Consider the following 24014-nt stretch of genomic DNA (forward strand, 5'->3'; position numbering starts at 1 on the left):
GTAGTTCGCTGCCGGAATTCTGGCAAGTATGGGCGTGATATTCCGCCTGGTGCAAGGAGTTTCGTCTCGCTGCGCAGAGGCGCGCGCGGGTCGTGTCATCGCAGGCGGTGTCGCGAGCGGACCACCCGCGCACAGTGGCGTGCGCTGGTCGATGCATTTGCCGTGCGGGCAGCGCGTATTGGGGGACGGGCGCTCGGAGCGCGGGCTCATTCCGTTTCTGTTTGGGAGGAACACATGTCATCCGTCGTCGATGAATCGAGGATGCGTGCGGAGAGGCCCGCGCGGTCGGGGTGGTTCGTGAGCCCGCGCGTCGATGTCTTCCTTGTGCTGGGTCTGGGCGCGTTGCTGTCGGTTGTGCTGTCGCTGACCACCGCGCACAAGGGTGCGTTCCTGGTCGCTGCGGTCGGGTTCTCGGTGCTGTCGGACTATCCGCATGTCATGGCGACATCGGCGCGGGTGTGGCTGGATCCGCGGGAGCGAGAACGCTACGGACGGCATTACCTGATCAGCTGGTTTGTCGTTGCCGCCCTGGTCGGTTCGCTGATGTTCACCGGTTGGACGGCGATTGTGGTCGCCGTGTGGGCGTACTGGCAGGTGTTCCATGTGCTCAAACAGCACTTCGGCATCATCAACATCTACGCGTCGAAGAACGGATACCGGTCGGGTCGCAAGCTGGTGAAGTACGCGTTGTTCGCGGGATCCCTTGCCCCCGCGGTGTATCGGGCGAGTGAGGGTCTGCGATTCTCCGAGTACGTGGTACTCGGTCATCGCCTGCCGTTCTCCGATCTGCGGGTGCCGACGCCACCCATCCCGTTGCCTCTCGTCCTCGCAGGCTTTGGCGTGGCCGCGGTGCTGATCGGGTTGTTCGTGCGTGAGCAGGTACTGCTGCACCGTTCAGGGGGGCGGGCGCTGCCTGCGATGTCATGGGCGACGTTCGGTCTGGCGGTCGTGTCGTACAACCTTTCATACCTGCTGGTTTCGGACTTGTTCGCGCTCATCCTGATCGCGACGACCACGCACAGCCTGCAATATCACCTGATCAACTGGACTCGAAACAACACGCGTTTCCAGCTGTCCGCGGATCCGAAGGAGCGGAAGCTGCTGCTGGCCAGGTTGTCCAGCCGCCGTGCGCTGCCGCTCTATGTGCTGGGTTTCGCGGCGGTGGGCATTGTCACCGGCCAGCTGGATACGATTCTGCTCGGTGTCATTCCGCTGACCTTCGTCTTCCATCACTTCTACATGGACGGTGCGCTGTGGAAGAGCAAGGGCAATCCTGAGCTGGCCTACGATCTCGGAATCGTGCAGCCCAAGCAATGACCATCGACAACGTCGAGATTGTTCGGAACCGGATTTCTGGCGTGGTGGTCCGCGCCGTGGATACCCGCCGCGGCAGGCGAGATTTCGTGAATCTACCCTGGCTGGTCCACGCCGCGGATCCGGTGTGGCGGCCACCGCTGCGCCGGGGCGTGGCCGACGGGATGCGTGCCGCATCGAATCCGTTCCATGCCGAGGCCGATATCGCACACTTCGTTGCCTATCGAGGCGGGAATGAGCCGGTTGGCCGGGTGGCGGTGACGATCGATCACGAATATGTGCACCGCTACGGCGATTACGGCTTCTTCGGCTTCTTCGACAGCGTCGATGACGTCGGGGTTGCCGACGCACTGCTGACGACCGCGCGGCGCTGGGCGGGTGACCAGGGTGCGTCCGTGCTGACCGGCCCCTACAGTTACTCACCACGGCACGAAATGGGGCTGCTGGTCGATGGTTTCGATCACTCGCCGACAGTGATGCAGCCGTACAATCCGCCCTACTACGCCACGCTGCTGGAAGAGTGCGGTTTCCGTCGGCGGTTCGACACCACGACCTACCGCTGGTCGCGCGAGGCGGACGCCGAGCGTGCGGAGAGGCTCGTCGCGCGGGCCGATAAGGTGCTGGCGTCGGGGCGCATCCGGGTCCGAACTCCGGATATGCGGCGCTACGACGAGGAACTCGAGCTGCTGCGGCGGATCTACAACGATTCCTTTCACGATCATCCCGAGCACGTGCCGATCAGTGCGCCGGTGTTCGGCCGGATCGCCGCCGATTTGAAGCCGGTACTGGATCCGGAGCTGATCCGCATCGTGGAGATCGACGGAACGGCATGCGGGTTCTCGATGCTGGTCCCGGATCTCAACGAGGTGGTGCCGCGGTCGGGCCGGCTGACCCTGCCATTGCTGGCACGGCTGCTGTGCAAGAAGGACAACCGGATTCGCGGTGTCGACACCGCGGTCGTCGTGATGATCGGCGTTGCGCGAGAACAGATGGGCTTGGGAGCCGGCCGGGTCGTCGCCGGTGAGATCGCGAAGGCGGTGCTGTCGGGGCGTTACCGCCAGGTCACCACAACCTGGATCCATGAGCACAACCACTGGTCGAAAGCGCTGGTGGCGCAGATGAAATCACCGCCATCACGTCGGTATCGCGTGTACGAGAGAGCGATCGAATGAACGAAGTGACACTGGTGACCGGGGCGACCGGATGCTTGGGCGCCGCCCTCACGCGAGCTCTCCTCGACGGCGGTGAGACGGTCGCCGCGCTCGTCGAACCCGGCGGCGCGGTCATGTCGGCGCCGCGGCTCGAGATTCGCTACGGCGACGTCACCGATCCCGGCAGCCTCGCCGCGGCGATGAAGGGTGTCGCCCGCGTCTATCACCTGGCCGGGGTGGTGGTGCCGCTGGACAGCATGGCCGACCGGATGTGGCAGGTGAATACGCTCGGCTCCTACAACATCGCCCGCGCCGCCGTCGACGCCGGCGTACAGCGGCTTGTCCATGTATCGTCCATCGCCGCCATCGGGTACCCGCCCGACGGCGTAGTTGCCGACGAGACGTTCGATGTGCGTGACTCGGTGACCGACAACGCCTATGCGACCACCAAGCGGTCCGCCGAGCGCCTAGTGCTCGATCTTTCTGCCGCTGACGGTCTCGATACGGTCGTCGTCAATCCCTCGGCTGTGTTCGCCCCGGGGGGCGATCCGCGCTGGGCGTGGTCCCGAATGGTGGGCGCCGCTCGGCGTGGGCTGCTGCGCGCGATGCCGGTCGGCGGAACCGCGGTCTGCGCTGTGCGCGATTTCGTGGACGGCACGCGAAAGGCTATGCGGCAGGGGCAAGCCGGTCGACGGTACATCCTGAATACCGCGAATCTGACCTACCGTGAGATCGGTGACCGGCTGCTGACCGCGGTCGGGAGACCTGGCTCGGTGCGCACGCTACCCAGTCGAGCGTTGCGGCCGGTCGCGCGTGTCAACGCCGGTTTCGCCCGGCTGTCTCGCGATCCGATGCGGTCGTCACTGCTGGTGCCCGAGAACGTGGAGTTGCTGACCAGGCAGTTGTACTACGACCAGGGGCGGGCGGTATCCGAGCTGGGTATGACCCAGACGCCGCTCGACACGATGTTCGGTGATCTGATCGGTCCCACACCGGCCAGAGGTGTGCGGTGACAACGCATATCACCGCGGGATCGGAAGCGGCACTCGGTATTTCGATGTCCGAGGCGCGCCGGATGATGGTCGACCTCAAAACGCCGAAACTTTGGGTTTACTGGGCCGATCTGCTGGCCTCGGTCACCATTGGGGCCACGGCGTTCGTGCTGTTTCCGGCGCGGAATCCATGGTCGCTGACCGCGGCCGTTTGCGTGCTCGTTTCGGCGTTGGCGCTCTACCGTGCGGTGCTGTTCGTGCACGAACTCGTGCATGCCGCCGAGCATCTGCGGTCGTTCTCGCTCGTCTGGCATGTGCTGGTCGGGATTCCGCTGCTGTCGCCGAAGTTCATCTACGAGTTCCATCAGGAACACCACGCGTCGCGCACTTACGGCACCGAATCGGACGGCGAGTACGTCGATTACGCCGATCAGCCTCGCTGGCGGGTACTGCTCACCCCGTTCACGGCGTTTCTCGGGCTACCGGTCTTCATCATCCGGTTCGTCGTCCTCGCTCCGTTGAGCTGGCTGATCCGTCCGCTGCGCGAGTTCGTGCTGACTCGGGCGTCGGCACTGGCCATCGACGCGGAGTTCGTGCGGAAGCTGCCCGATGGTCCGATCCCGCGCCGGTGGATCGTCCAGGAGGCGGCCTGCTTCGTCTATGGCGTGCTGATCGCGGGTCTCCTGCTCATCGGAGTGATTCCCGTCGTTCGTTTCGCCGAGGCGTACGCGGTGATCACGGTGTTGTTGTTTGTGAACTGGTGGCGGGTGCTGGTGTCGCACCGTTACGAGAGCGGGAACCGGCCGATGTCGTTCCCGGATCAGATCCTCGATTCCGTCGACCATACGTCGCACCCGCTGCTGTCCGAGCTATGGGCGCCGGTGGGGCTGCGGTATCACGCCGTCCACCACTTCTTCCCATGGTTGCCGTATCACGCGCTACCCGAGGCGCGACGCAGGTTGGCGACGGCGATCCCTGCGGGCGGCGGTTACTGGCACACCGCCGACCGATCATGGTGGACGACCTTGCGGCGGTTACTGTCCCGGCCCGCTCTGCAATTGAACGGAGGTGCGCGGTGACGCAGACGCGAGCGCCGATCACCCGCTATCACGAGTCCCGCGCGGCCACCTATTCCCGGCGTCTGCCGATCACGCCCGTGCAGGCGCATGGCGTCCGGGTGCGCGATATCGACGGCCGGTGGTATCTCGACTGCCTGGCCGGGGCAGGCGCCATGTCGCTGGGTTGGAATCATCCGGTCGTGACCGAGGCCGTGCGGAGCACGCTGGATTCCGGCGAACCCTTGCTGTCACTGGACTTTCACACGCCGACCAGGGACGCGTTCGTCGAGGACCTGCTCGCCACCCTGCCCAGGGGACTGGCCGACGACTGCGTCGTGCACCTGTGCTCGCCCAGCGGCGCCAATGCGATCGAGGCCGCGTTGACGGTCGCCGAGATCGCGACGGGCGGTAGCGAGCACGTCGCGGTGCAAGGTGGGTTTCACGGCTGCAGCAGGGCGGCGAGGTCGGTGAGTTCCGGTGGTGGACTGCGCACGAGGCAGGTCGCGCTATCGCCCGCGGTGCGATTCCTGCCGTATCCGCAAGACTATCGGTGCCCGTTCGGGGTCGGCGGCGAGGCGGGTGTGCAGCGCGCCGTCGACGCCGTCGCGGACACCTTCGACAACCCGCACAGCGGCCTGGTCGCTCCCGCCTCGGTACTGGCGGAGTTCGTGCTCGGTGAGGGTGGGGTGGTCCCCGCGCCGCGGCCGTGGGCGCAAGCACTGCGACACGCGGCCACCCGCACCGGGGTGCCGTTGATCGCGGACGAGGTCCAGGCCGGTGTCTACCGGACCGGGCGCGCCTGGGCCTTCGAACACAGTGATATCGAACCCGACATGATCGCCATGTCCAAGGGCCTCGGTTCCGGAATCCCCATCGCGGTCCTCGTCATCCGCCGCCAGTTCGATGTCTGGGATCCGGGCACATTCACCGGAACGTTCCGCGGCAACGCCATGGCGTTCGCGGCCGCCAGTGCCGTGCTGCGCTACGCGGCGACCTCCGGACTGGCCGACCACGTCAGCGCGATGGGGGAGCTGCTCTGCTCCGGGCTGCGCGCGATCGAGCAGCGATCCGGCCTGATCGGAGACGTACGCACGACCGGCCTGATGGCCGGGGTCGAGATCATAGATCCCGACGCGCCGTCCGATCACCGTGGTGTCGCGCCGCCGAGCACCCGATTGGCCGCGCACATTCAGCGGGAGTGCCTGCGGGCCGGGCTGATAGTCGAGACCGGCGGGCGCTACGGCAACGTGGTCCGGTTCTTGCCACCGCTGATCATCGATGCCGCCGAGATCGCCACTGTGCTGGAGATCTTCGACGACGTCGTGCACCGAGTCTCGCGCGTGCGCGACTCGGACCGACTGCAGCCGACGGAGACCGCATGATCGACCCCCGCCCCACGTCGCCGTTCGCTACCGAATTCCTGACCGCGACAAGTGTCGACCACTACCTGGACGCTGTCGCCGCGGCTGCCGGGCACATCGCAGACGCGTTCCGCGACTCACCCGCACCGGGCGTGGTAACCGGCTCGGGTGCGCTGCGGCAACGGATCCGGAGCCTTCCGGTGGCCCCGGCTGATGGTGTCGGGCTGGCGGCCGCGCTCGATGAGATCGCCCAGCACGTGGTGCCGCTGTCGACGGCGGTGTCGAATCCCCGGTATGTCGCGCATCTGCACTGCCCACCGGCCATCTCGTCACTGGCCGCCGAGGTGATGCTCAGTGCTCTCAACCAGTCCATGGATTCCTTCGACCAAGGCCCCGCCGCCAGCGCTGTCGAGGAGCACATCATCGAGTGGATGTGCGAGGTGCTCGGCTACGGCGTCGGCGGGGACGGTGTGTTCACCAGCGGTGGCACCCAGTCGAATCTTCAGGGCCTGCTGCTGGCCAGGGACAACTACGCGCGCGAGCGGTTCGGCTGGGACATCAGCCAGCGCGGGCTTCCAGGCAGCGCCACCACATGGCGTGTGTTGTGCACGGCGCAAACGCATTTCACTGTGACGCAGGCCGCGAGCCTGCTCGGTCTGGGCGCCCGCTCGATCATCGCGGTCGACACCGACCGTGCCGGCAGACTCGATCCGCGTGCGCTGACCGCGGCCATCGAGGGCTGCGAGCACGCCGGCCAGCAGGTGATCGCGGTGGTCGCGAACGCGGGCACCACCGATTTCGGTGTGATCGATCCGCTCACACGGGTGTGCGAGATCGCCCATGACCGCGGTATCTGGGTGCACGTGGACGCGTGTGCCGCGGGCTGCTTGCTGCTCAGCGAGCGGCACCGTCATCTCGTCGACGGTATCGGTGGCGCCGACTCGGTGGCGATCGATTTCCACAAGCTGCTGTTTCAGGCGATCAGCTGCGGTGCGCTGTTCGTGCGGAACCGGGAGGCGCTGAATGTCATGTCCAGTCACGCCGACTACCTGAACCCGTCCGACGACGACCCGGACGAGACCCTCAATCTCGTCGGGAAATCACTGCAGACCACCCGCCGTTTCGACGCGCTGAAGATCCTCGTCACACTGCGCGCTGTGGGTGCTACGACCATGGCGGACATGATCGACAGTACGGTGGCGGCGGCCGCGGCGGCACACGCGACGGCAGCGGCGCAGGACCACCTCGAGGTGATCGGCGCGGGCGGAACCAACACGGTGGTGCTGCGCTGGACGCATCCGAGCCTGACATCCGGTCAGCTCGATCAGGTCAACGACGCCATCCGCCACGAGATGGCGATGTCCGGACAGGCTCTGGTCGGTCGCACACGAGTCGATGGCGAGATCGCCGTCAAGCTCACCTTCGTCAACCCGGTGTGCACCGTGGACATTGCCCGCGACCTGGTCATCGACATCGCCGAATGCGGGCAACTGCTCGCCGACCGGATGTGTGAAGAGGTGGTCGTCCGTGCCTGAACCGCAGTTGCGCATCGAACGGATCCGGCATACCGATTCCGGCTTCGCCGATGCGAAGCGCTGGGAGTACGAGGTATTCGGCCGGGAAAATACCTACACCACCGCTGCCGATGATGAGGCGGGGGAGATGCTGCAGTATCGCCGCTGGGAACAATCCTCGGAGTTCTATGTCGGCTTCGGCGTGGAATCCACCGGCGACCCTGTTGCGGTACTGCGCGCCTTGCGCTGGGATTCCCGGCTGGGTTTGGACAGCTTCAGCACGATCAGTGACACCAGAGCCTTTCCCGATCCGGCCGGAGGGTACGAGAATCTCCTGCTTCCCGAGTGGTCGCGGCGTTTCGAGCAGATCCGACCCGACACCGTCGCCGAACTGGCCACCCAGGCGGTACGGCGTACCCACCGGCGCGCCGGTGTCATCGACGAGGTGTGGGCCCGGTTCGCCAGCAGCCTCGCCGAGGAAGGCGTCCGCTATGTGACCGTGGCGCTCGTCGTGCCGTTGTTCGAGTGGTATCGGCTTCTGTTCGGTGCGGCGATCAGCCGGATCGGCCAGTTGCTGCCCGACTATGTCGGTGCCGACAGCATTCCCGCCGTGATCGACCTGCACGCGATCGACACCAGCGACTTCCTATCGAAAACGAAAGTGACAGAATGACATTCGCACGGAAAACCCGCCGCATCGACATGGTCAGCACGGTGGACGCGCCGATCGAGCGGGTGTGGGCCACGGTCACCTCGCCGGAGGGCATCAATGCCGAGTTGCGGCCCTATCTGAAGATGACGGTTCCGCAGCCGTTTCGCGGCCGAACCATCGCTGACATAGACCCGGGAACCCACTTGGGGCGCAGTTTCTTTCTGCTGTTCGGGCTGTTTCCGATCGACTTCGACAACATCACCGTCGCCGAGATCGACGCGGGAACCCGTTTCCGTGAACAGTCGACCATGATGTCGATGAGCGTGTGGGTGCACGAACGGACTCTGCGCGCCGTGGGCGACCGCACCGAAGTGACCGACGCCGTCTCGTTCGTGCCCCGTGCCCCGATGGGCCTGATCCCGGGCTGGGGCCGCGTTCTGCGGGCCACGCTCGCCTTCCTGTTCCGGCACCGGCACCGCCGGTTGCAAGCACACCTCGGCGGACAATCGGCCACGCAGCCGACCGCGAGCGGGCAGCCGTGACGACACGGCGTAGGACCCGGGCGATGCTCGGCGTCATCGGGCCGATAGCTGTCGCGGTCTCAGCGTGTGGCGCGGTCAACGCCGACGCGGGCAAGCCCGCAGCCGAGCGGTTCGCGATGCTCGAACGCGGTACGACGCCGGAGGGCACGCCGATCACTGCCGCGGCCGGATCCGGGGTCTTCGCGGAAGAGGTTTCCGGCTCGGTGGCCTATCTCGACGTGACCACCGACGTCGCAGGCCCAGGCGTGCTGACCGTCGGCCCGGGCGCCATCCCGGGCGAAACCGTACTCAGCCACTTCGGGCACCAGCAGCAGTTCCCATACGAGGTGATGACGGTATCCGCGACCAGCACCGGCCGATACGTGACCGGGCTGGCGGTGACGAACCCGCTCGACACCCGCATCACGCTGCAATGCACCATCCTCGGCGGGCTGAGACTCGATCCCACCGCAGGCCCACAGCCCGTATCGGGCCGCTGCTCCGGCGGCACAACTCTCACCGGCACCAGCACCGTGACCGGCAGCCGGGATGGGCAGTGGAACGGAAAAGCGGTGCAACTGCATACGATCCGGACCGATATCGCCTTCGACGGCCCGGTTGCGGGCACCCTTCGGCAGACCGCCGACACGGTCGACGGGATCGGGATCGCGGCGCGCACGGAACTGGAGACCACACTCGAGGCCAGCGGCGTGCGATTCCAGCAGAACATCGTCCGCACGGTCGGCCAGAACCAGGGAACCCGATGACGGCGATACAAACAGTACCGACCGACGTCGGCGCCGCAGCCATCACAACCACCGGGCTGACGAAAACCTATCCGGGTGCGGCCGTCGATGCCGTTGACCGGCTCGACCTGTCCATACCGCCGGGCGTCGTCTATTGCCTGCTCGGCCGCAACGGCGCTGGCAAGACCACGACGATCCGCATGCTCACCACCCTGCTGTCGCCGTCGTCGGGCACCGCCGAGGTGCTCGGGATTCCACTGCACGAGGTGCGCACGCTGCGCCCGCTGATCGGGGTCGCCCTCCAGGAGGTGGCACTGGATCCCTGGCTGAACGCACGGGAGCAGCTGGACCTCGGGCTCGCTATGGCCGGTTGGCCACGAGCCGAGCGTCGTCCCCGGGTCGCGGCGTTGGTGGAGCAATTCGGCCTCGGCGATTTCCAGAACCGGCGGATCGGGTCGCTGTCGGGAGGTATGCGCCGCCGGGTCGATGTGGCGCTCGCGGTCTCGCACGATCCGTTGTTGCTGTTCCTCGATGAACCGTCGAGCGGCCTGGATATCGAAGGCAAGGATGAAGTGTGGCGGGTGATCGCACAGCTGCGCAGTGAGGGACGGACCGTGGTGCTCACCACTCATGACATGGAGGAGGCTGTCGCGCTCGCGGACCAGGTCGGCATCATCAAGGCCGGGACCTTGGTCGCTTCCGGGCCCGCCGATGATCTCACCCGCGCGCACGGCGCTCGCGCCGTCGTCACGGCCGACAGTGAGATAGCGCCGAACGTCGCCGACGAGCTACGGGCCGCCGGTTTCACCGTCGCCGATTCGGCCGACGGCGCCCGAGCGCTGACGATCGAGCTGCCCACCGCGAATGCCGCCCACCTCGGCCGGTTGACCGATGCACTCAGCCGAAACGATCTGAGCGCTGCGGAGGTTCGCGTCGAGACCACTTCGCTGCGCGATGCCTTCTTGGAGGCCACCCGATGAGCACGACAACCACTATTGCTCCGGCACGGGCCCACCGTCCGCCGGCGCCACCGGTCACGACGTTGATGCTGTTCGCCCGCTACTTCGTCGTCGGCCTGCGCCAGCCGGTGTTCGGGTTCATCTTCCCCATCGTGTTCCCGGTCGTCCTGGTGGTCTTCGTGCGGGCGATGTTCCAACGCGTGGCTGATCTGCCCGGGTTCCCGCTGGCCTCCTACACCGCATACATCGCGCCCGGCATCATCATGCTCATCCCCATGATCGGCTCCGGGTTCGGCGCGAGCACGCTGATCGAGGAGATCCAGTCCGGGTTCGTCGACAGACTTCGACTGCAAGGTATTTCGTCCGCGCAGATCGTGCTGGCGAAGATCGGCTTCGAGGCGGCGCGCATCCTGCCGGCCGGCGGAATCGTCATCGGGCTGCTCGCGGCACTCGGCGCGCCGTTGCGGGCCGGGATCGTCACGGCGGCCGCACTGTTGATCCTCATGTGCCTGTGGTCGGCGGCCTACAGCTCACTGTTCTACCTGGCGGCGGTGCGCACGCTGAACCCGCAGGCGCCGATCGCGCTGCTGCCGCTGGCATTGCCGGTGCTGTTCGTGAGCCAGGCACTCATGCCCACCGACTTCCTGCCGCGGTGGCTGGAGGTAGCCATCATGCTCAACCCGTTCTCCCACGTCGTCGAGGCCGCGGCCACGCTGATGTACGGAGATTTCGAACCGGTCCGGCTCGGAGCGGGGGTAGCTGTCGCGGCAGGTGTTTTCGTGGTGCTACAGCTCCTGCTACGACGACTCGTCTTGCGCCGCATCGGCGCCTGAACCGGCACGGTATTCATGACCGAAAGGAAAAGACACCCATGACCGACTCGTTGGAACAGGTGCTGCGCGACATCCTGATCGAGGATCTGGATGTCACGCCCGAAGAGATGCACCCTGACGCGGACCTGGTCGCGGACCTCGGCTTCGATTCGCTGTCCTTCGCGACCGGTGTCGTCGAAATCCGTGAGCGGCTCGGGGTTTCGCTGGCGAAGGACGACGTCTTCTCCTGTCGCACACTCGGTGATCTGCAGCGGCTCGTCGCGAACAAGCTCGCTGCCACGGTCGGATGAGACGGGTACACATGCCACTCGATCACAAAAGGCCGGCACTGTGGTGAACAGGTTCATCACAGCGTTGCTGCACAGCGCTGACCGAAGCGATCGCGGTCTGCTCAGCGGCGACCCAGCCGACCTCACCAGAACGGAATGGCGCGACGTGCACCGGCGTGCCCGGCGCATCGCCGGCGGTCTGCGGGAAGCGGGCGTGCGCCGCGGGGATACGGTCGCGGTACTCGCCGGTGCTCCGGGCGATATCGCGATACTGGTGCAGGGCATTTGGCTGGCCGGTGCGGCGGTGACGATGCTGCACCAGCCGACGCCGCGCACCGACCTGGCGGCCTGGGCCGCCGATACGCGGCGTGCTATCGCGGTGGTCGATGCCGCGGTCCTGGTGGTCGGCGATACCTTCGGTGCGGCCGTCGCCGAGTTCGGCGGGGAGCGTCCGCGCTGTATCGCGGTCGTCGATCTGCTTGCCGGTCCGGACGTGGAACCGGTGGACACCCAGGAAACCGATCTGGCGTTTCTGCAGCTCACATCGGGCTCGACCGGCAGTCCGAAGGCGGTGGCCATCACCTACGCGAATATGTACGCCAATATCCGCGCCATGGAGATCGCGTCACTCATCAATGACCAGGACGTGATGGTCAGCTGGCTGCCACTGTTCCACGACATGGGCATGATGGGTTTCCTGGTCGCGCCGATGTTCCTCGGCGTCGAACTCGTCGCTATCACGCCGTCCGATTTTCTTGCCGCTCCGTTGATCTGGGCCGAGCTCGTGACCAGGTACCGGGGCTCGATGTCGGCGGCACCGAACTTCGCCTATGGACTTCTTGCCCGCACCCTGGCCCGCGCCGGTGACGGGGACTTCGACCTGTCGTCGCTACGGTTCGTGCTCAACGGTGCCGAACCTATCGATAACGCTGTAGTGCAACGATTTCTGGACGCCGGTGCTCGCTTCGGACTGCGACGTGAGGCAATCGTGCCCGCCTACGGCATGGCCGAGGCGACCCTCGCGGTGTCGTTCACCCGGCCGGGCGACGGATTCAGCGTCGATCACATCGACCCGGAGGCGATGCAAACAGGCGGCCGAGCAACGGTTTCCACCGCAGACGACGCCCGAAGGTATATCGGCCTCGGGCACCCGCTGCCCGGCATCGAGGCGCGGGTGCGCACCGAATCCGGCGCCCTCGCCGACACCAGGCAGATCGGCGAGTTCGAGCTGCGCGGTGACAGCATCGCCACCCGGTATCGGACCGACGCGGGATTCCTCGAGGCCGTCGACGATTCCGGATGGCTAGCCACCGGTGACCTCGGTTATCTGACCGAGGACGGCCAACTCGTGGTGTGCGGACGCAAGAAGGACATGCTGATCATCTCCGGACGCAACATCTACCCGGTCGACATCGAACGCGCCGCTGCCGAGGTCGACGGTGTCCGTGCCGGCAACGCCGTCGCCGTGCCCGCGGAAACCGCTGGGAGGGGCGAGGGATTCGCGGTCATCGTGGAATCCGCGGCCAGTGCCGACATCGACGGATGCGCACGCATTTCCCGTGATGTCGCATACCGTGTCCAAGCGGCACTCGGCGTGAGCCCGCGCCGGGTGGTGGTCGTCCCGGTCGGGCGCATCCCGAAGACACCCTCGGGAAAGCTGCGCCGGCTCGAAGCCCGCGGGCTCCTGGCCATCGGTTAGCAATTGGTATCGGTAATCGTTATTGATAAGGTTCGGTAGTGCGTGAACAAGGTACGGCCGCGGTAGCCCCAGCCGTACGCACCTTCGGTCGCGCGTCGATACTCGCGTGGTCCGCGCTCGGCTGGCTGGCCGCCGACGTGTTTCGTGGGCGATTCGCCTGGCGGGAAGCCTTGGCGCAGGGCTGGTTCATCGTGAGCGTGACGGCGGTTCCCGCGGTGTTCGTGTCGATTCCATTCGGAGTGATCGTCTCCGTACAGGTCGGAAACCTGACCCAGCAGGTCGGTGCCACTTCGCTCGCAGGGGCCGCCGCCGGGGTGGGAGTCGTTCGGCAGGGTGCCCCTTTGGTAGCGGCGCTGCTGCTCGGCGGGGCCGCCGGCGCGGCGATCGCCGCCGACCTCGGTGCGCGGACCATCAGAGAGGAAATGGATGCCATGCGGGTCATGGGCATCGATCCGGTCCGCCGAATCGTCGCGCCACGCCTGGCCGCGATGACAGTGATAGCTCCGCTGCTGTGCGTGGTGGTCATCTTCATGGGCCTGTCGACCGGCTACCTGATCAACGTCGGACTGCAACACGGCGCACCCGGCGGCTACCTCTCGTCCTTCGCGTCTTTCGTCACGGTCTCGGATCTTGTTGCCGCGCTGGCGAAGTCTGCGCTGTTCGGAATCGTCGTCGTGGTGCTGTCCTGCCAGCGTGGGCTCGAGGCCACCGCAGGCCCCAAAGGCGTCGCCGACTCGGTGAACGCGGCTGTAGTACTCGGCGTGGTCGCGACGTTCGGTCTGAACCTGATCATCACGCAACTGCTGTCGATGTTCGGCTCGCGGGTGCTCGGATGACGGCATCGCCGTTGAACCTTGCCACCGGCCGCATCGGATCGGTCGTCGGCACGGCACTCGAGCGGCTCGGACATCAGCTGAGTTTCGGGATGCAGGTGCTCGCTGCCGTGCCGCACACCGTGCGCGCCTACCGCAGGCAGACGATGGTCGTGCTCACTGACATCGTCTGGGGCAGTGGCGGACTGGTCGTCGGCGGCGGCACCGCAGCGGTACTGGTCTTCCTCGGCATCGCGGTCGGCGGATCGGTCGGTATGGAAGGGCTGAACGCGCTCGATATGGTCGGCATGGGCCCGCTGACCGGGTTTGTCTCCGCGTACGCGAATACGCGGGAGTTGGGGCCGATGATGGTGGCGATCGGATTCGCCGCGCAGGCCGGCTGCCGGATGACCGCCGAGATCGGCGCGATGCGGATCTCGGAGGAGATCGACGCCTTGGAAGCCCAAGCCGTACGACCCATCCCGTTCGTGGTGACCACGCGCGTGATCGCGGGGACCACCACGATCATTCCGCTCTACCTGGCGACGCTGATCGTGGTCTACCTCTCCTGCGCGGTGGTGGTGAACGTGCTGCACGGACAGTCCGCGGGCACTTACTTCCACTACTTCGAGTCCTTCCTCCGGCCCGCGGACGTGCTGTATTCACTGATCAAGGCCATCGTTCTGGTGGCGGCTGTCATCGTCGTGCACTGCTATCAGGGTTTTCACGCCACCGGCGGGCCCGAAGGGGTCGGTCGTGCGTGTGGGCAGGCGATTCGGGCCAGCCTCATTCTCATCGTGGTCCTCGACATGGTGATGACCGCGGTGTTCTGGGGCACGAGCACGGGAATCAGGATCTCGGGGTAGCCATGTGGCGAGGACGAAGTAGTAGCCGTGTACCGAGCACCCTGGCGCTGCGGGTGCGCGGGCTCGCTGTAGTGGCGATCGGGCTGCTGGTGACCGCGCTGACCGCCGCTCACTTGCAGGGCCGGTTCCACGATGACGTCTCGCTGACGATCGAGGCCGACTCGCTCGTCGACGGTCTGCTGGCCGGTGCGGACGTGAAGTTCCAAGGAGCCGCGATCGGTACCGTACGCCGGGTGCAGACGGCTGGCGACACCCGCCGCGTCGAGATCAGTATCGATCAGGATCAGGCTCCGGCGCTGACCGATCGCGTCGCCGCGCGCTTCACCGTCGCCAATGTGTTCGGCACCCCCGCGATCGAATTGGTGAATCTCGGTGACGGGCCGCCGGTCCGGGAGCACGCGGTCGTACCACTCGCCACCGGCGCCATGGGCGCCACAGCGACCGGCGTCCTCCAGCGCACCGGCCGGCTCACGGAGGTGCTCGACTCACCCCGGCTGCGGAACCTGCTCGACGTCGCGACCGAGAACCCGGGGCTGTTCGGTCCGACCGTTGAGGCGATCACCGGCATCGCTCGGGCATTGGAGCAGGATCGTCGCGGGAGTACGGCCCACTACCTGCATATCACGAGTGACCTGTCGGATGGATTGGCGGTCCTGGAACCACAGATGGTGGACGCGCTGATCGCGGTGCTGGACCAGAGCGAGTACTTCGGCGACGAAACCAACCGCGCACGGACTCGCAAGGCGATCGCCGGACTGAGCCAGGATTTCCTGCCCGGATACGCACGGCTGGTCGGCGACAACCGCGATCATTTCGCCGAAATCCTCGCTGTGGTACTCGATCTAGGCCTGCCGCTCGGCATGTCCTACGGCTCGATCGCCCCGGCCTATCAGCGCCTGCCGGGTCTTCTCGACCGCATCGGTGCCGCGTTCCCGGTCGTGGACGGAAAAGTGCAGTGGCAACTCGAGATCATCGCCGACACGATGCCGCACATCGCCCGCTCCGTCACCGACACCGGTCCTGGAGGCGTTCGGTGACGGCGGTGCGTGGTCCCGCGATCAAGCTGTCGATCTTCCTGCTTCTGGTGATCGGCTGCCTGAGCCTGATCCTGTCCACCCTGCGTGGGCCGGCAACTGGCGTGGCCACCGCATACGACGCGATTTTCACCGACGTGTCCGGACTGGTCACCGGAGACAGCGTCCGGATGGCGGGGGTGCAGGTCGGCACGGTCACGACCATCGAGTTGACCGAGGACGCGGCTGCTCGGGTGCGGTTCACCGTGGGTGGTGACCGGCCCGTCCTGGACACGACCCACGCCGCGGTGCGGTACCAGACTCTGCTCGGTCAGCGCTATGTGGAGCTGTTCGACGCCCGGCCCGCTGGCACCCGTCTGTCGCCCGGTGCGACGATCCCACGTGACCGCACCGAGCCGAGCTTCGATGTGTCCCGGTTGTTCAATGGGTTCAAACCCTTGTTCACCGCACTCGATACCGGGCAGCTGAACCGCTTGGGGGAGAACCTGGTTCGGGTCCTTCAAGGCGACGGTGCCGGAATCGGCCCGGTACTGGCTGATCTCGACGGCCTGCTGCGGTATGCGAAGAACCGGGATGCGGTCCTCGTGGTGCTGATCCGCAACCTCGGCGAGATCGCGGCGGAGATCGGCGGCAAATCCGAGCAGGTCGGCGCACTCATCAAGCAGGTCGCGGGGATCATCGGAGTGTTCAGCCATCGCGCGGACGAATTGGTGAACTCTTTGCGCGTCGCCGGCTACGGGCTCGAGCCCGACGTCGGCATCCTCGCCGAACTCGAATCCCTCTTCGATGACACCCATGCACCACTGCACCAGCTGCTGCGGCGACTTGTGCCGCGCACCGACCAACTTGTGGAGATCCTCTCCCTGATGCCGGAATTGCTCGGGGGCCTGAACGCGAACTACCCGGCAAATGGTCCATCGCCCGCCTTCACCTGCTCGACGCAGCCCGTCGAGCCCCCCGGCATCGGAAGCGCCATCCTCGGCAATCAACATCTGGTGGTGTGCAAATGAGACTCATCCCGCACAGAATCCGCACCGATCATTCCGAGGGACGCCGCGAATTCCGCTGGGGCTTGGCGGGTCTCGCGATCGGCGCGATCATCATCGCGGTCGTCGGCCTGGTCCGGCTGATTCCCGGCACCGAGCACGGGCACGTCGCCGAATTTCGTGACTCCGGTGGCCTGCAGGCCGGCGACGAGGTGCGGATCGCCGGCGTCCCCGTCGGTCGAGTCCGTACCGTAGAACTTGCCGACGACCACGTTCGGGTCGGATTCACGGTCCACACCGACCAGCCTGTCGGCGATCACTCGACCGCCGAGGTGCGGCTGCTGACCCCCGTCGGCGGCCACTATCTGGCACTCACGCCAGCCGGTGCTCGACCGCTCGGCGCCCAGCCGATTCCACGTGAGCGCACCCGGACCCCGTACGAGCTGGCCGATGTATTCGAACAGAGCGCCCCACGGCTGGACGGTATCGACGGATCGACATTGCGTGAGACGGTCGCCGAACTCGACGCGGCACTGGCGAATCAGCCCGACGCCCCCCGCGGCATCCTCGACAGCCTCACCGGTCTCACTACAACCATCACGGCGCAGTCCGATCGGCTCGATCGCGCCGTCCGGGTTTCCGACGAGTACGTCGCGGCTATCGCGACCGACCGCGAGGTCCTCGCCGGGTTCGTGCGCGAGCTCGGCATCATCTCCGCGAAACTCGGTCAGGCCAAGACCGAGGTCATCCGCGCCTTCCAGCTGCTTCGTCGACTCATCGAAGTCACCCACCGGCCGATCATGGCGTATGGGGATTCGCTCGAGCCCGCCATCACCGACCTCGAGCAACTGCTGGCCAAGGTCGCCGACGCACCCGAGCGGCTCGACACGGTCATTGCCGCGATCAACGACTTCATCGTCAAGATCGCCGCGCTGAGCGGAACAGGGGAACCAGCCGGAGCACCCGGACCCGATCTCTGCGTGCCCCGTGCGGGAAAGGATTGCTGATATGAGGGTCGGAAAACGGGTTTGGTATCCGCTGATCGGGATCGCCGTACTCACCGTGCTCGCCGGACTCGGGTCCTCCGCGGTCACACCCCTGGACCGGACGAGTTTCGGCAAGACCGTCTGCGCGGAGTTCACCGATACCGACGGTCTCTACCGAGGCAACGACGTCACCGTGCTCGGCGTCCGAGCCGGGATCGTCGACCGCATCGAACCCCTCGGCGACCGCATGCGGGTGACGATGCGCCTCGACCGGGACGTGGCACTACCGTTCGATACCAGCGCGGTCACCATGTCCGGCTCGATCGTCACCGACCGCAGGGTCGAACTCATCCGATCCCACACCGACGGTCCGGAACTCGCTGCTGACACCTGTATTCCGCTGTCGCGCACCAAGACCCCGCTCGGGGTCAGCGAATCCTTCGACGCCCTCGGACGATTGACCGCCGACATCACCGGCGGCGTACCCGGTGACACCCGCGCGGGTGACACCCTCGCCGGCCTCGACCGCGCCATGCGCGGCACCGGAACGACCACCAACGACCTGCTCGCGCACCTGTCGCGGCTGGTCGGCGACCCGCGGGACCGGGACGCCACCATGCGGCGGCTGATCGACAACCTCGACCTGCTCACCACCATGTTCGCCGCGAACTGGCCTGATATGCAGCTACTGCTGGACCACCTCTACGACGGATTGGAAGTAGTCGAGGGACTTTCGGCGAACTTCGCACCCATGGTTGACCTATCCAACCAGGTGCTTCCGGTGCTGGCACGCAACGTCGACAAGTACGGCGATCGGGTATACACGGCGCTGGACTCCGCCGTTCCGGCGGCGCATGCCGCGCTGCACAACGCCGGCGGCATCCGAGATCTGCTGTCGCATCTGCCGCCCGCCGTAGATGCCCTCCTGCGCATTCTGCTACCGATCGCGCCCGGCGCCCCGGCGATGGGTTGCCCGGCGACCGCTGACACCCCGCTGCCCGGCACAGTGTGCCAGCACGCCGAGGGAACGGAGCCGCGATGAGATGGCGTCCTCTCTGTGCCGTCGGCGCGGTCGTTCTGATCGCGGGATGTGGTGTCGACCCGGCCGACCTGCCGGTTCCCGGAGCCCGTGTCTCAGGCGCGAGTTACGAGATCAGGATCGAGTTCGCCAGCGTGCTGAGTCTGCCGGCGAAGGCGAAGGTCATGGCGGACGGCGCCGAGGTCGGCGTTGTGGACCGGGTCGAACTGGCCGACCGGGTCGCCATCGCGACTGTCGACCTGACATCGACAGTGCGGCTGCCGAAATCGACCACCGCCGAGATTCGGCAAACCACCCTGCTCGGCGAGTCATACATAGCGCTGCGGCCGCCAGCCGCCGGGGCAGGTCCGCACCTGACATCGGGCGATGTCATACCCCTGGCGCAGACCCGCCCCCCGGACAGCGTCGAGAACCTGTTGCGGGGAATGTCGAACGTACTGGCCAACGGCCGCTTCGACGACCTGGCCGCCGCGATCGGCCGAGTCAACGCCGCCTTCCCCGACGACCGCGAGTACCAGCGTCTGGCAGCGGAGATCCGTACGGATGTGCACGACCTGTCCACCGGCACAGCGGATCTCGACCGCGTCCTCGACTCGGCTGCCGCTATCAGCGACGACCTGGCGGTCAAAAGGTCCGCCGTCGACCGCGCTCTCGTCCTCGGGCCCGACCGCGCCGCCGGTCTGAGCGAGGTCCTCTTCGGGATCGTCGACCTCGCGGTGGCGCTCGGCCATCTCCTGCAGCCAGCCGGTGATCTGGTGTGGCCGATCTACGGCGACACTCTCGATATCTACCGCGCCATGCGGCCGCTGCTGTTGACCGTCGCCGACGCGGACACCACCATCCCGATGAACGCCGACAAGTTCACTCGTTTACTGCGCGACACCCTGATCCCATATTTCAGTGCGCCACCGAACATTCGGATTCACGGCGTCGCGACGCCGGCGTCCGCCGAACAGCAGGCCGACGCGCTGGCTACCGTGCTCCGATCGATCGGAATGGTGCCATGAGCCCGCGCACAACCGCATCCCTGACCGGTCTCCTGGCCACCACTCTCGCCGGTGCCCTGTATCTCGCCGCCGGCGTCCTCGATATCAATCCGGCGCGGGACACCACGACCATCACGGTGCGGATGCCGACCTCGGGCGGGCTGATGGAAACATCGTCCGTCGATCTGCGCGGTATGGCGATCGGCCGCGTCCGTAACATCACCACCACCAAGGACGGCGTCGCCGTCGCCATCGAATTCGATGCGAAATACCGGATTCCGGTGACCAGCACGGTGCGGGTCGCGAATCTGTCCGCCGCGGGTGAGCAGTACCTGGAATTCCGCCCGCACAGCGCCGACGGCCCTTACCTCGCGGAGGGCTCCGTGATATCGGCGGGCCAGGTCGAGATTCCGATCACCGCGGGCGAGATGATGGCACGTCTGGACACCCTTCTCGCCCAATTGGACCCCGCGGTCGTCGATAGTCTGCTGACCACCCTCGACAATGCCACCGCCGGACGTCAGGCCGACATCGCCAACCTCGCGCAGTCCGCCAGCCTGTTGGCGAACACCTTGCGGGACAAACAGGATCAGATCCACCGGCTCTGGCTCAATCTCCAAACCCTCGCCGACAATTTCGACGGCCAGGGCAGCACCTTCAGCGCCGTCGCCCCGGTGATCGATCGCGCCGATCCCGAAGTGGTGCACCTGATCCGCGCCTTCGAGGACTACTCCCATGTCGGCGAGAACGTCTGGGATGACACGCTCACGCCGATGATGCTCAGGATGAACCACTACGTCGCACAGCTGGCCCCGGAATTGGCGTTGATCGCCGGCATCGTCCGTCCGGCCACCGATCGGCTGCGGCCGCTGCGCCTCGACGCCGGCTCGATCGTCGACCTCCTGTCCACCATGTTCCCCGAGGGCGGGCCCGCCCGAGTGACTGTCATCCCACCGAAGTAATCGAGGTAGAACAATGACCGACGAATCGGCGACGACAACAGACGACGAGTCCTCCGCAGCGGTGCGCACCGAAGAGGCGAAACGTCCGGTCTCCTCGGTGATCCCGCGCGCACTGGTCGCTGCGCTGGTCGCCCTTACCGCGCTCGCCGGTTTCCTCGGGTGGCGCTGGTACACCACCGAACAGGACCTCGATGCCCTGCGGCGCGACGTCGACGATCGCGATAAAGCCGCAGCGGTCGCCGCGGACTACGCGAAACGGTCACTGACCTACGACTTCCGCAACCTCGACGCCTTCTTCGACAGCGTGCGGCACGGAACCACCGACCGCCTGTCCCACCGCTACGACACCGTCCACGACACGCTCAGCAAAATCATGACCGAGGCCCAGGTGGTCGCACACGGCGACGTGGTCGGCACCGCTATCGGTTCCGTCGACGGCGACGACTACACCGTCACGGTCTTCGCCACCCAGCAGACCCAGAACGTGCAGCACCCCGAACCGGTCAGCGCCGCCACCCTGCTGACGGTGAATGTGCACCGCGACGGTGGGAACTGGGTTGTCGCCGACTATCGCTCGCAATGAGAACGGGCACTGCGATGAGCCGTGGATCAGCCCCCGCGGTGCGGCGAGGACCTGGCCGCTCGGACCCAAGGCCAGGTCATCAGTGCCCACACGGCTAGCAAGAGGATGGCCACCGTGCACAGATACCAGGGCCAAGGCCCGAGCGCATCGAGCAGTGAGGGAGTTTCGGGTTTCGCGTTGACGAACCCGTAGTTGGTGTCGGCGAGGGCGTTGAATGCGAAGGTCGCCACTACCCAGGCTACGGTGGCCACCACGGCAGTCCGATAGCTGCGCCAGTCCGGGCGCATGCCGATGCCCCAGGTGAGGTAGATCGCCGCCCAGACCACGATCAGGTGAATCGCCCAGAAGGCCAAGAACTCCTGGTCGGGAAAGTCCGGACTGTGCAAGGCCGGTGAAACCAGCGCCTGGGTGCTCAAGGTGAGACACCAGTAGTAGGTCAGCGCATACGCCCAAGTCCGGTGCGACCACAGCGCGTACGCGGACACCAGGCTCGCGAGATCGGTCAACCGTAAGGGAACCGAGCGACCGATAGTCGGCGGGATCAGGGCGACGACGTAGATCGTCGAGTACAGCACGATCGTCGCGACGCCGAAAGATCGGCTGAAACGGCGCGCGGTAGAAGCACTCTGGTGCTTGCGACCGATTCGGACGACGAGCACCGCTCCCGCCGCGAAGACAGCCAGGGCAATCCAGTGCGATAGCCCGTATGCGGAGAATTCCTGTTGCGTCGAGGGCATGTCCACATTCACTGACAGGTAGCGGCCCTGATCGACTACCGGGCCGAAAAGGCGGGGCGGTTCATCCGGCGAATGTCGGGCGATGCGCGCTGGCTTCGCATGTGGGGTTGCGCGATGTCCTCGGCCAGATCAGCCAGCGGCGCGGTTCGGCATGGGGCCGAACCGCGCCGGGCATCGTACACAGAGATCGCGGCACCACCTCGCATGTGACGGGCCGGCAATGCGCGGCACACTCGAGGCAGAACACCGTACAACCGATTGCCGAATTCGTCGGCATCCGCGGCTAGGGCAAGGCGGCGCAGTTGGTCGGGGCGGGCTGGTCCCCGAGCCGATCGGTCAACCACTGCTGCGAGACGGCCAGCGCCGGGAAGAAGGCCAGCACGTGGGTCATCGCCAATCCGGAAATGACAGTGGGAATATGGGCGTTCGAATCCAGCTGAACCGTCGCGCCACCACCGCACCAGCCGGCGGCCATATCGCGGATGGGTACGAACGGCGCTCCCTCGTCGTCCCTGGCCGCGGCGATGAGGACCGGCGCCGACGGGGTGAGAGTGCCGACCCGCTGCTGGTCGAATGCTGCTCTCAACGTCGGCGACTGATTGATCACGTCGACGAGAGATTGTCCGCTGGTGGTCCATTGGGACGTGAACTGATGTTGCTGCGCCAGTCCGATCGGGACGGCGCATTTGTCCTGGGCTTCGCGCAGGATCGCCTTGCCGATGTCGTTGAGTTCGGCGTCGAGCACCGGGCGGGTGGCGGGATAGTCGGCGGCGATGCCGTTGAGGATCCAGGCGAAGGCGGGTGCGATGGGGGCTCGGCCGTCGTTGAATCCGATGAAGTATTCGTCGTCCACCACGGGCCCGCCGACGTACGCGCCGCGCACGTTCAGATCGGGGGCGTAGCTCGGTTGCAATTCGGCCGCGCCGGCCGAGGCCATGCCGCCTTGGGAGTACCCGTAGAGAATGACCGGCGCGTTGGCGGTGAGGCTGGTGCCGGGCAACCGCAGCGCGGCACGCGCGGAGTCCAGTACCGCGTGAGCTTGCGCTTTCCGGTTGAGATAGTCGTGAACCGCGGGCGTGCCCAGGCCCTGGTAGTCGGTCACCACTACCGCCATGCCGCGGGCCAGCAGCGTATAGAGCGCCAGGACGTCGTATTCGACCATGATGTCGAGCGGAGGCTGGTATTGGACGAACTGCGAGAGCAGCTTCGAGGGCGCGCACTGATCGCCTTGTCCCTTTGTGCCGACCGCGTACGCGATCAGCGGGCGCTCTCCCGGTCCTGTCCACGGCTGGGCCGGTTCCAGATACGTTCCCACCGCCGCGGTCGGCGCGTCGTGGGTATCGCTGCTGACGTACATCATGCGCGTCGACGTTGCCGGGATCGATCCGGTCGGTCCGGGGATGGACAGCGCCAGCCGCGCCGCCTCGGTGCGCACGATGGTGCCCGCTCCCTGCGGCAGCGGCGCGGGTGGTACGTAGAAATCAGCGGCGGCCTCCGCGGCCGGCTGCGTCCATGCCTGTGGTGCGGAGATCGCCCCGCCTCCGACCACGATGAGGGTTCCCGTCAAGGCTGCGGTCAATCTGAGTATTCGGCTCCCCACGATTCGATCCTTCCTGCGATTTGGGATACCCATGTCGTCTAGATCGGATACTGAGAGTATCTGCACCGAGCCCAGAGCCAGGCACAGACGCGCGCCGTGTCGATCGCGGCCGCCCGGCGGCCGTTCTGGAGTTCGGCTATCCAGTCGGGGCCATCGACGAGGTCGCCGATGGCGCAGGATTCACCGAACGGGCTCGGCCCGGCTTCCCGCCGTCGGCGACGGGACTCGCTGGGACTTTTCGCCGCAATAGCCGCGACGTACCGCAAAGCGCTACCCCTCATCTGCAAGCACCCGCAGCCGTGTCCGAAGCGGACCACGGGTAGCCGCAATCTCACAGCAAACTGAGGTTATCAG

24 protein-coding genes are annotated in these 24014 nt (G+C 66.3%); 22 read left to right on the forward strand and 2 right to left on the reverse strand.

Annotated features, from left to right (window positions below; all coding sequences use genetic code 11):
- The first annotated feature begins 234 nt into the window (after window positions 1-234).
- The 22 genes from AB0H00_RS18920 to AB0H00_RS19025 all read left to right on the forward strand — a co-directional run bounded on the left by AB0H00_RS18920 (window position 235) and on the right by AB0H00_RS19025 (window position 21323).
- Window positions 235-1317: a hypothetical protein gene (locus AB0H00_RS18920; protein WP_357267762.1), complete on the forward strand. Its 1083-nt coding sequence runs from the start codon at window positions 235-237 to the stop codon at window positions 1315-1317.
- Window positions 1314-2486, forward strand: coding sequence for an N-acetyltransferase (locus AB0H00_RS18925; protein ID WP_357267764.1), 1173 nt, complete (start codon window positions 1314-1316; stop codon window positions 2484-2486). The genes AB0H00_RS18920 and AB0H00_RS18925 overlap by 4 nt, the downstream gene beginning before the upstream one ends.
- Window positions 2483-3478 carry an NAD-dependent epimerase/dehydratase family protein gene (locus AB0H00_RS18930; protein ID WP_357267768.1) on the forward strand — a complete coding sequence of 332 codons (996 nt, stop codon included), beginning with the start codon at window positions 2483-2485 and terminating at the stop codon, window positions 3476-3478. Before AB0H00_RS18925 ends, AB0H00_RS18930 begins: the two co-directional genes overlap by 4 nt.
- Before the next feature lie 44 nt (window positions 3479-3522).
- Complete coding sequence (locus tag AB0H00_RS18935; RefSeq protein ID WP_357267915.1) at window positions 3523-4536, forward strand: fatty acid desaturase; 1014 nt, start codon at window positions 3523-3525, stop codon at window positions 4534-4536.
- On the forward strand, window positions 4533-5897 hold the full coding sequence (locus AB0H00_RS18940) for a diaminobutyrate--2-oxoglutarate transaminase family protein (protein ID WP_357267769.1): 1365 nt from the start codon (window positions 4533-4535) through the stop codon (window positions 5895-5897). Before AB0H00_RS18935 ends, AB0H00_RS18940 begins: the two co-directional genes overlap by 4 nt.
- On the forward strand, window positions 5894-7411 hold the full coding sequence (locus AB0H00_RS18945; protein WP_357267771.1) for an aspartate aminotransferase family protein: 1518 nt from the start codon (window positions 5894-5896) through the stop codon (window positions 7409-7411). The genes AB0H00_RS18940 and AB0H00_RS18945 overlap by 4 nt, the downstream gene beginning before the upstream one ends.
- A complete protein-coding gene (locus tag AB0H00_RS18950) occupies window positions 7404-8063 on the forward strand; it encodes a hypothetical protein (RefSeq protein ID WP_357267773.1) in 660 nt (219 codons plus the stop codon). The genes AB0H00_RS18945 and AB0H00_RS18950 overlap by 8 nt, the downstream gene beginning before the upstream one ends.
- Window positions 8060-8584: a hypothetical protein gene (locus tag AB0H00_RS18955; RefSeq protein ID WP_357267774.1), complete on the forward strand. Its 525-nt coding sequence runs from the start codon at window positions 8060-8062 to the stop codon at window positions 8582-8584. Before AB0H00_RS18950 ends, AB0H00_RS18955 begins: the two co-directional genes overlap by 4 nt.
- Before the next feature lie 23 nt (window positions 8585-8607).
- Window positions 8608-9330: a hypothetical protein gene (locus tag AB0H00_RS18960; protein WP_357267776.1), complete on the forward strand. Its 723-nt coding sequence runs from the start codon at window positions 8608-8610 to the stop codon at window positions 9328-9330.
- On the forward strand, window positions 9327-10289 hold the full coding sequence (locus AB0H00_RS18965; protein ID WP_357267778.1) for an ABC transporter ATP-binding protein: 963 nt from the start codon (window positions 9327-9329) through the stop codon (window positions 10287-10289). Before AB0H00_RS18960 ends, AB0H00_RS18965 begins: the two co-directional genes overlap by 4 nt.
- A 65-nt stretch (window positions 10290-10354) precedes the next feature.
- Entirely contained in the window at window positions 10355-11101 is a 747-nt protein-coding gene (locus tag AB0H00_RS18970) for an ABC transporter permease (protein ID WP_357267917.1), read from the forward strand.
- A gap of 38 nt (window positions 11102-11139) precedes the next feature.
- Complete coding sequence (locus tag AB0H00_RS18975) at window positions 11140-11391, forward strand: phosphopantetheine-binding protein (RefSeq protein ID WP_357267780.1); 252 nt, start codon at window positions 11140-11142, stop codon at window positions 11389-11391.
- 43 nt (window positions 11392-11434) lie between these two features.
- A complete protein-coding gene (locus tag AB0H00_RS18980; RefSeq protein WP_357267918.1) occupies window positions 11435-13069 on the forward strand; it encodes a fatty acyl-AMP ligase in 1635 nt (544 codons plus the stop codon).
- A 38-nt stretch (window positions 13070-13107) separates the two neighbouring features.
- Window positions 13108-13905: an ABC transporter permease gene (locus AB0H00_RS18985; protein WP_357267782.1), complete on the forward strand. Its 798-nt coding sequence runs from the start codon at window positions 13108-13110 to the stop codon at window positions 13903-13905.
- Window positions 13902-14747: an ABC transporter permease gene (locus tag AB0H00_RS18990; RefSeq protein WP_357267784.1), complete on the forward strand. Its 846-nt coding sequence runs from the start codon at window positions 13902-13904 to the stop codon at window positions 14745-14747. Before AB0H00_RS18985 ends, AB0H00_RS18990 begins: the two co-directional genes overlap by 4 nt.
- A gap of 2 nt (window positions 14748-14749) precedes the next feature.
- Window positions 14750-15784, forward strand: a complete 1035-nt coding sequence (locus AB0H00_RS18995) for an MlaD family protein (protein WP_357267786.1) — start codon at window positions 14750-14752, stop codon at window positions 15782-15784.
- On the forward strand, window positions 15781-16791 hold the full coding sequence (locus tag AB0H00_RS19000; RefSeq protein ID WP_357267788.1) for an MCE family protein: 1011 nt from the start codon (window positions 15781-15783) through the stop codon (window positions 16789-16791). Before AB0H00_RS18995 ends, AB0H00_RS19000 begins: the two co-directional genes overlap by 4 nt.
- Complete coding sequence (locus AB0H00_RS19005; RefSeq protein ID WP_357267790.1) at window positions 16788-17774, forward strand: MCE family protein; 987 nt, start codon at window positions 16788-16790, stop codon at window positions 17772-17774. The genes AB0H00_RS19000 and AB0H00_RS19005 overlap by 4 nt, the downstream gene beginning before the upstream one ends.
- A 1-nt stretch (window position 17775) precedes the next feature.
- Window positions 17776-18795 (forward strand): MlaD family protein, encoded by a 1020-nt coding sequence (locus AB0H00_RS19010; protein ID WP_357267792.1) that lies wholly within the window; start codon window positions 17776-17778, stop codon window positions 18793-18795.
- Window positions 18792-19799, forward strand: a complete 1008-nt coding sequence (locus AB0H00_RS19015; RefSeq protein WP_357267794.1) for an MlaD family protein — start codon at window positions 18792-18794, stop codon at window positions 19797-19799. The genes AB0H00_RS19010 and AB0H00_RS19015 overlap by 4 nt, the downstream gene beginning before the upstream one ends.
- Entirely contained in the window at window positions 19796-20740 is a 945-nt protein-coding gene (locus tag AB0H00_RS19020; RefSeq protein WP_357267796.1) for an MlaD family protein, read from the forward strand. Before AB0H00_RS19015 ends, AB0H00_RS19020 begins: the two co-directional genes overlap by 4 nt.
- 13 nt (window positions 20741-20753) lie before the next feature.
- Complete coding sequence (locus AB0H00_RS19025; RefSeq protein ID WP_357267798.1) at window positions 20754-21323, forward strand: hypothetical protein; 570 nt, start codon at window positions 20754-20756, stop codon at window positions 21321-21323.
- A 26-nt stretch (window positions 21324-21349) separates the two neighbouring features.
- Here the strand turns inward: AB0H00_RS19025 and AB0H00_RS19030 are convergent, their stop codons facing one another.
- Both AB0H00_RS19030 and AB0H00_RS19035 read right to left on the reverse strand, forming a co-directional pair.
- Window positions 21350-22060 carry a TIGR02206 family membrane protein gene (locus AB0H00_RS19030; protein ID WP_357267800.1) on the reverse strand — a complete coding sequence of 237 codons (711 nt, stop codon included), beginning with the start codon at window positions 22058-22060 and terminating at the stop codon, window positions 21350-21352.
- A 283-nt stretch (window positions 22061-22343) separates the two neighbouring features.
- The gene (locus AB0H00_RS19035) at window positions 22344-23660 is read right to left on the reverse strand and encodes a lipase family protein (RefSeq protein ID WP_357267802.1); all 1317 of its coding nucleotides are present in this window, start codon (window positions 23658-23660) and stop codon (window positions 22344-22346) included.
- Window positions 23661-24014 lie beyond the last annotated feature (354 nt).

This window comes from Nocardia sp. NPDC023852, assembly GCF_040639505.1.
Lineage (GTDB): Bacteria > Actinomycetota > Actinomycetes > Mycobacteriales > Mycobacteriaceae > Nocardia.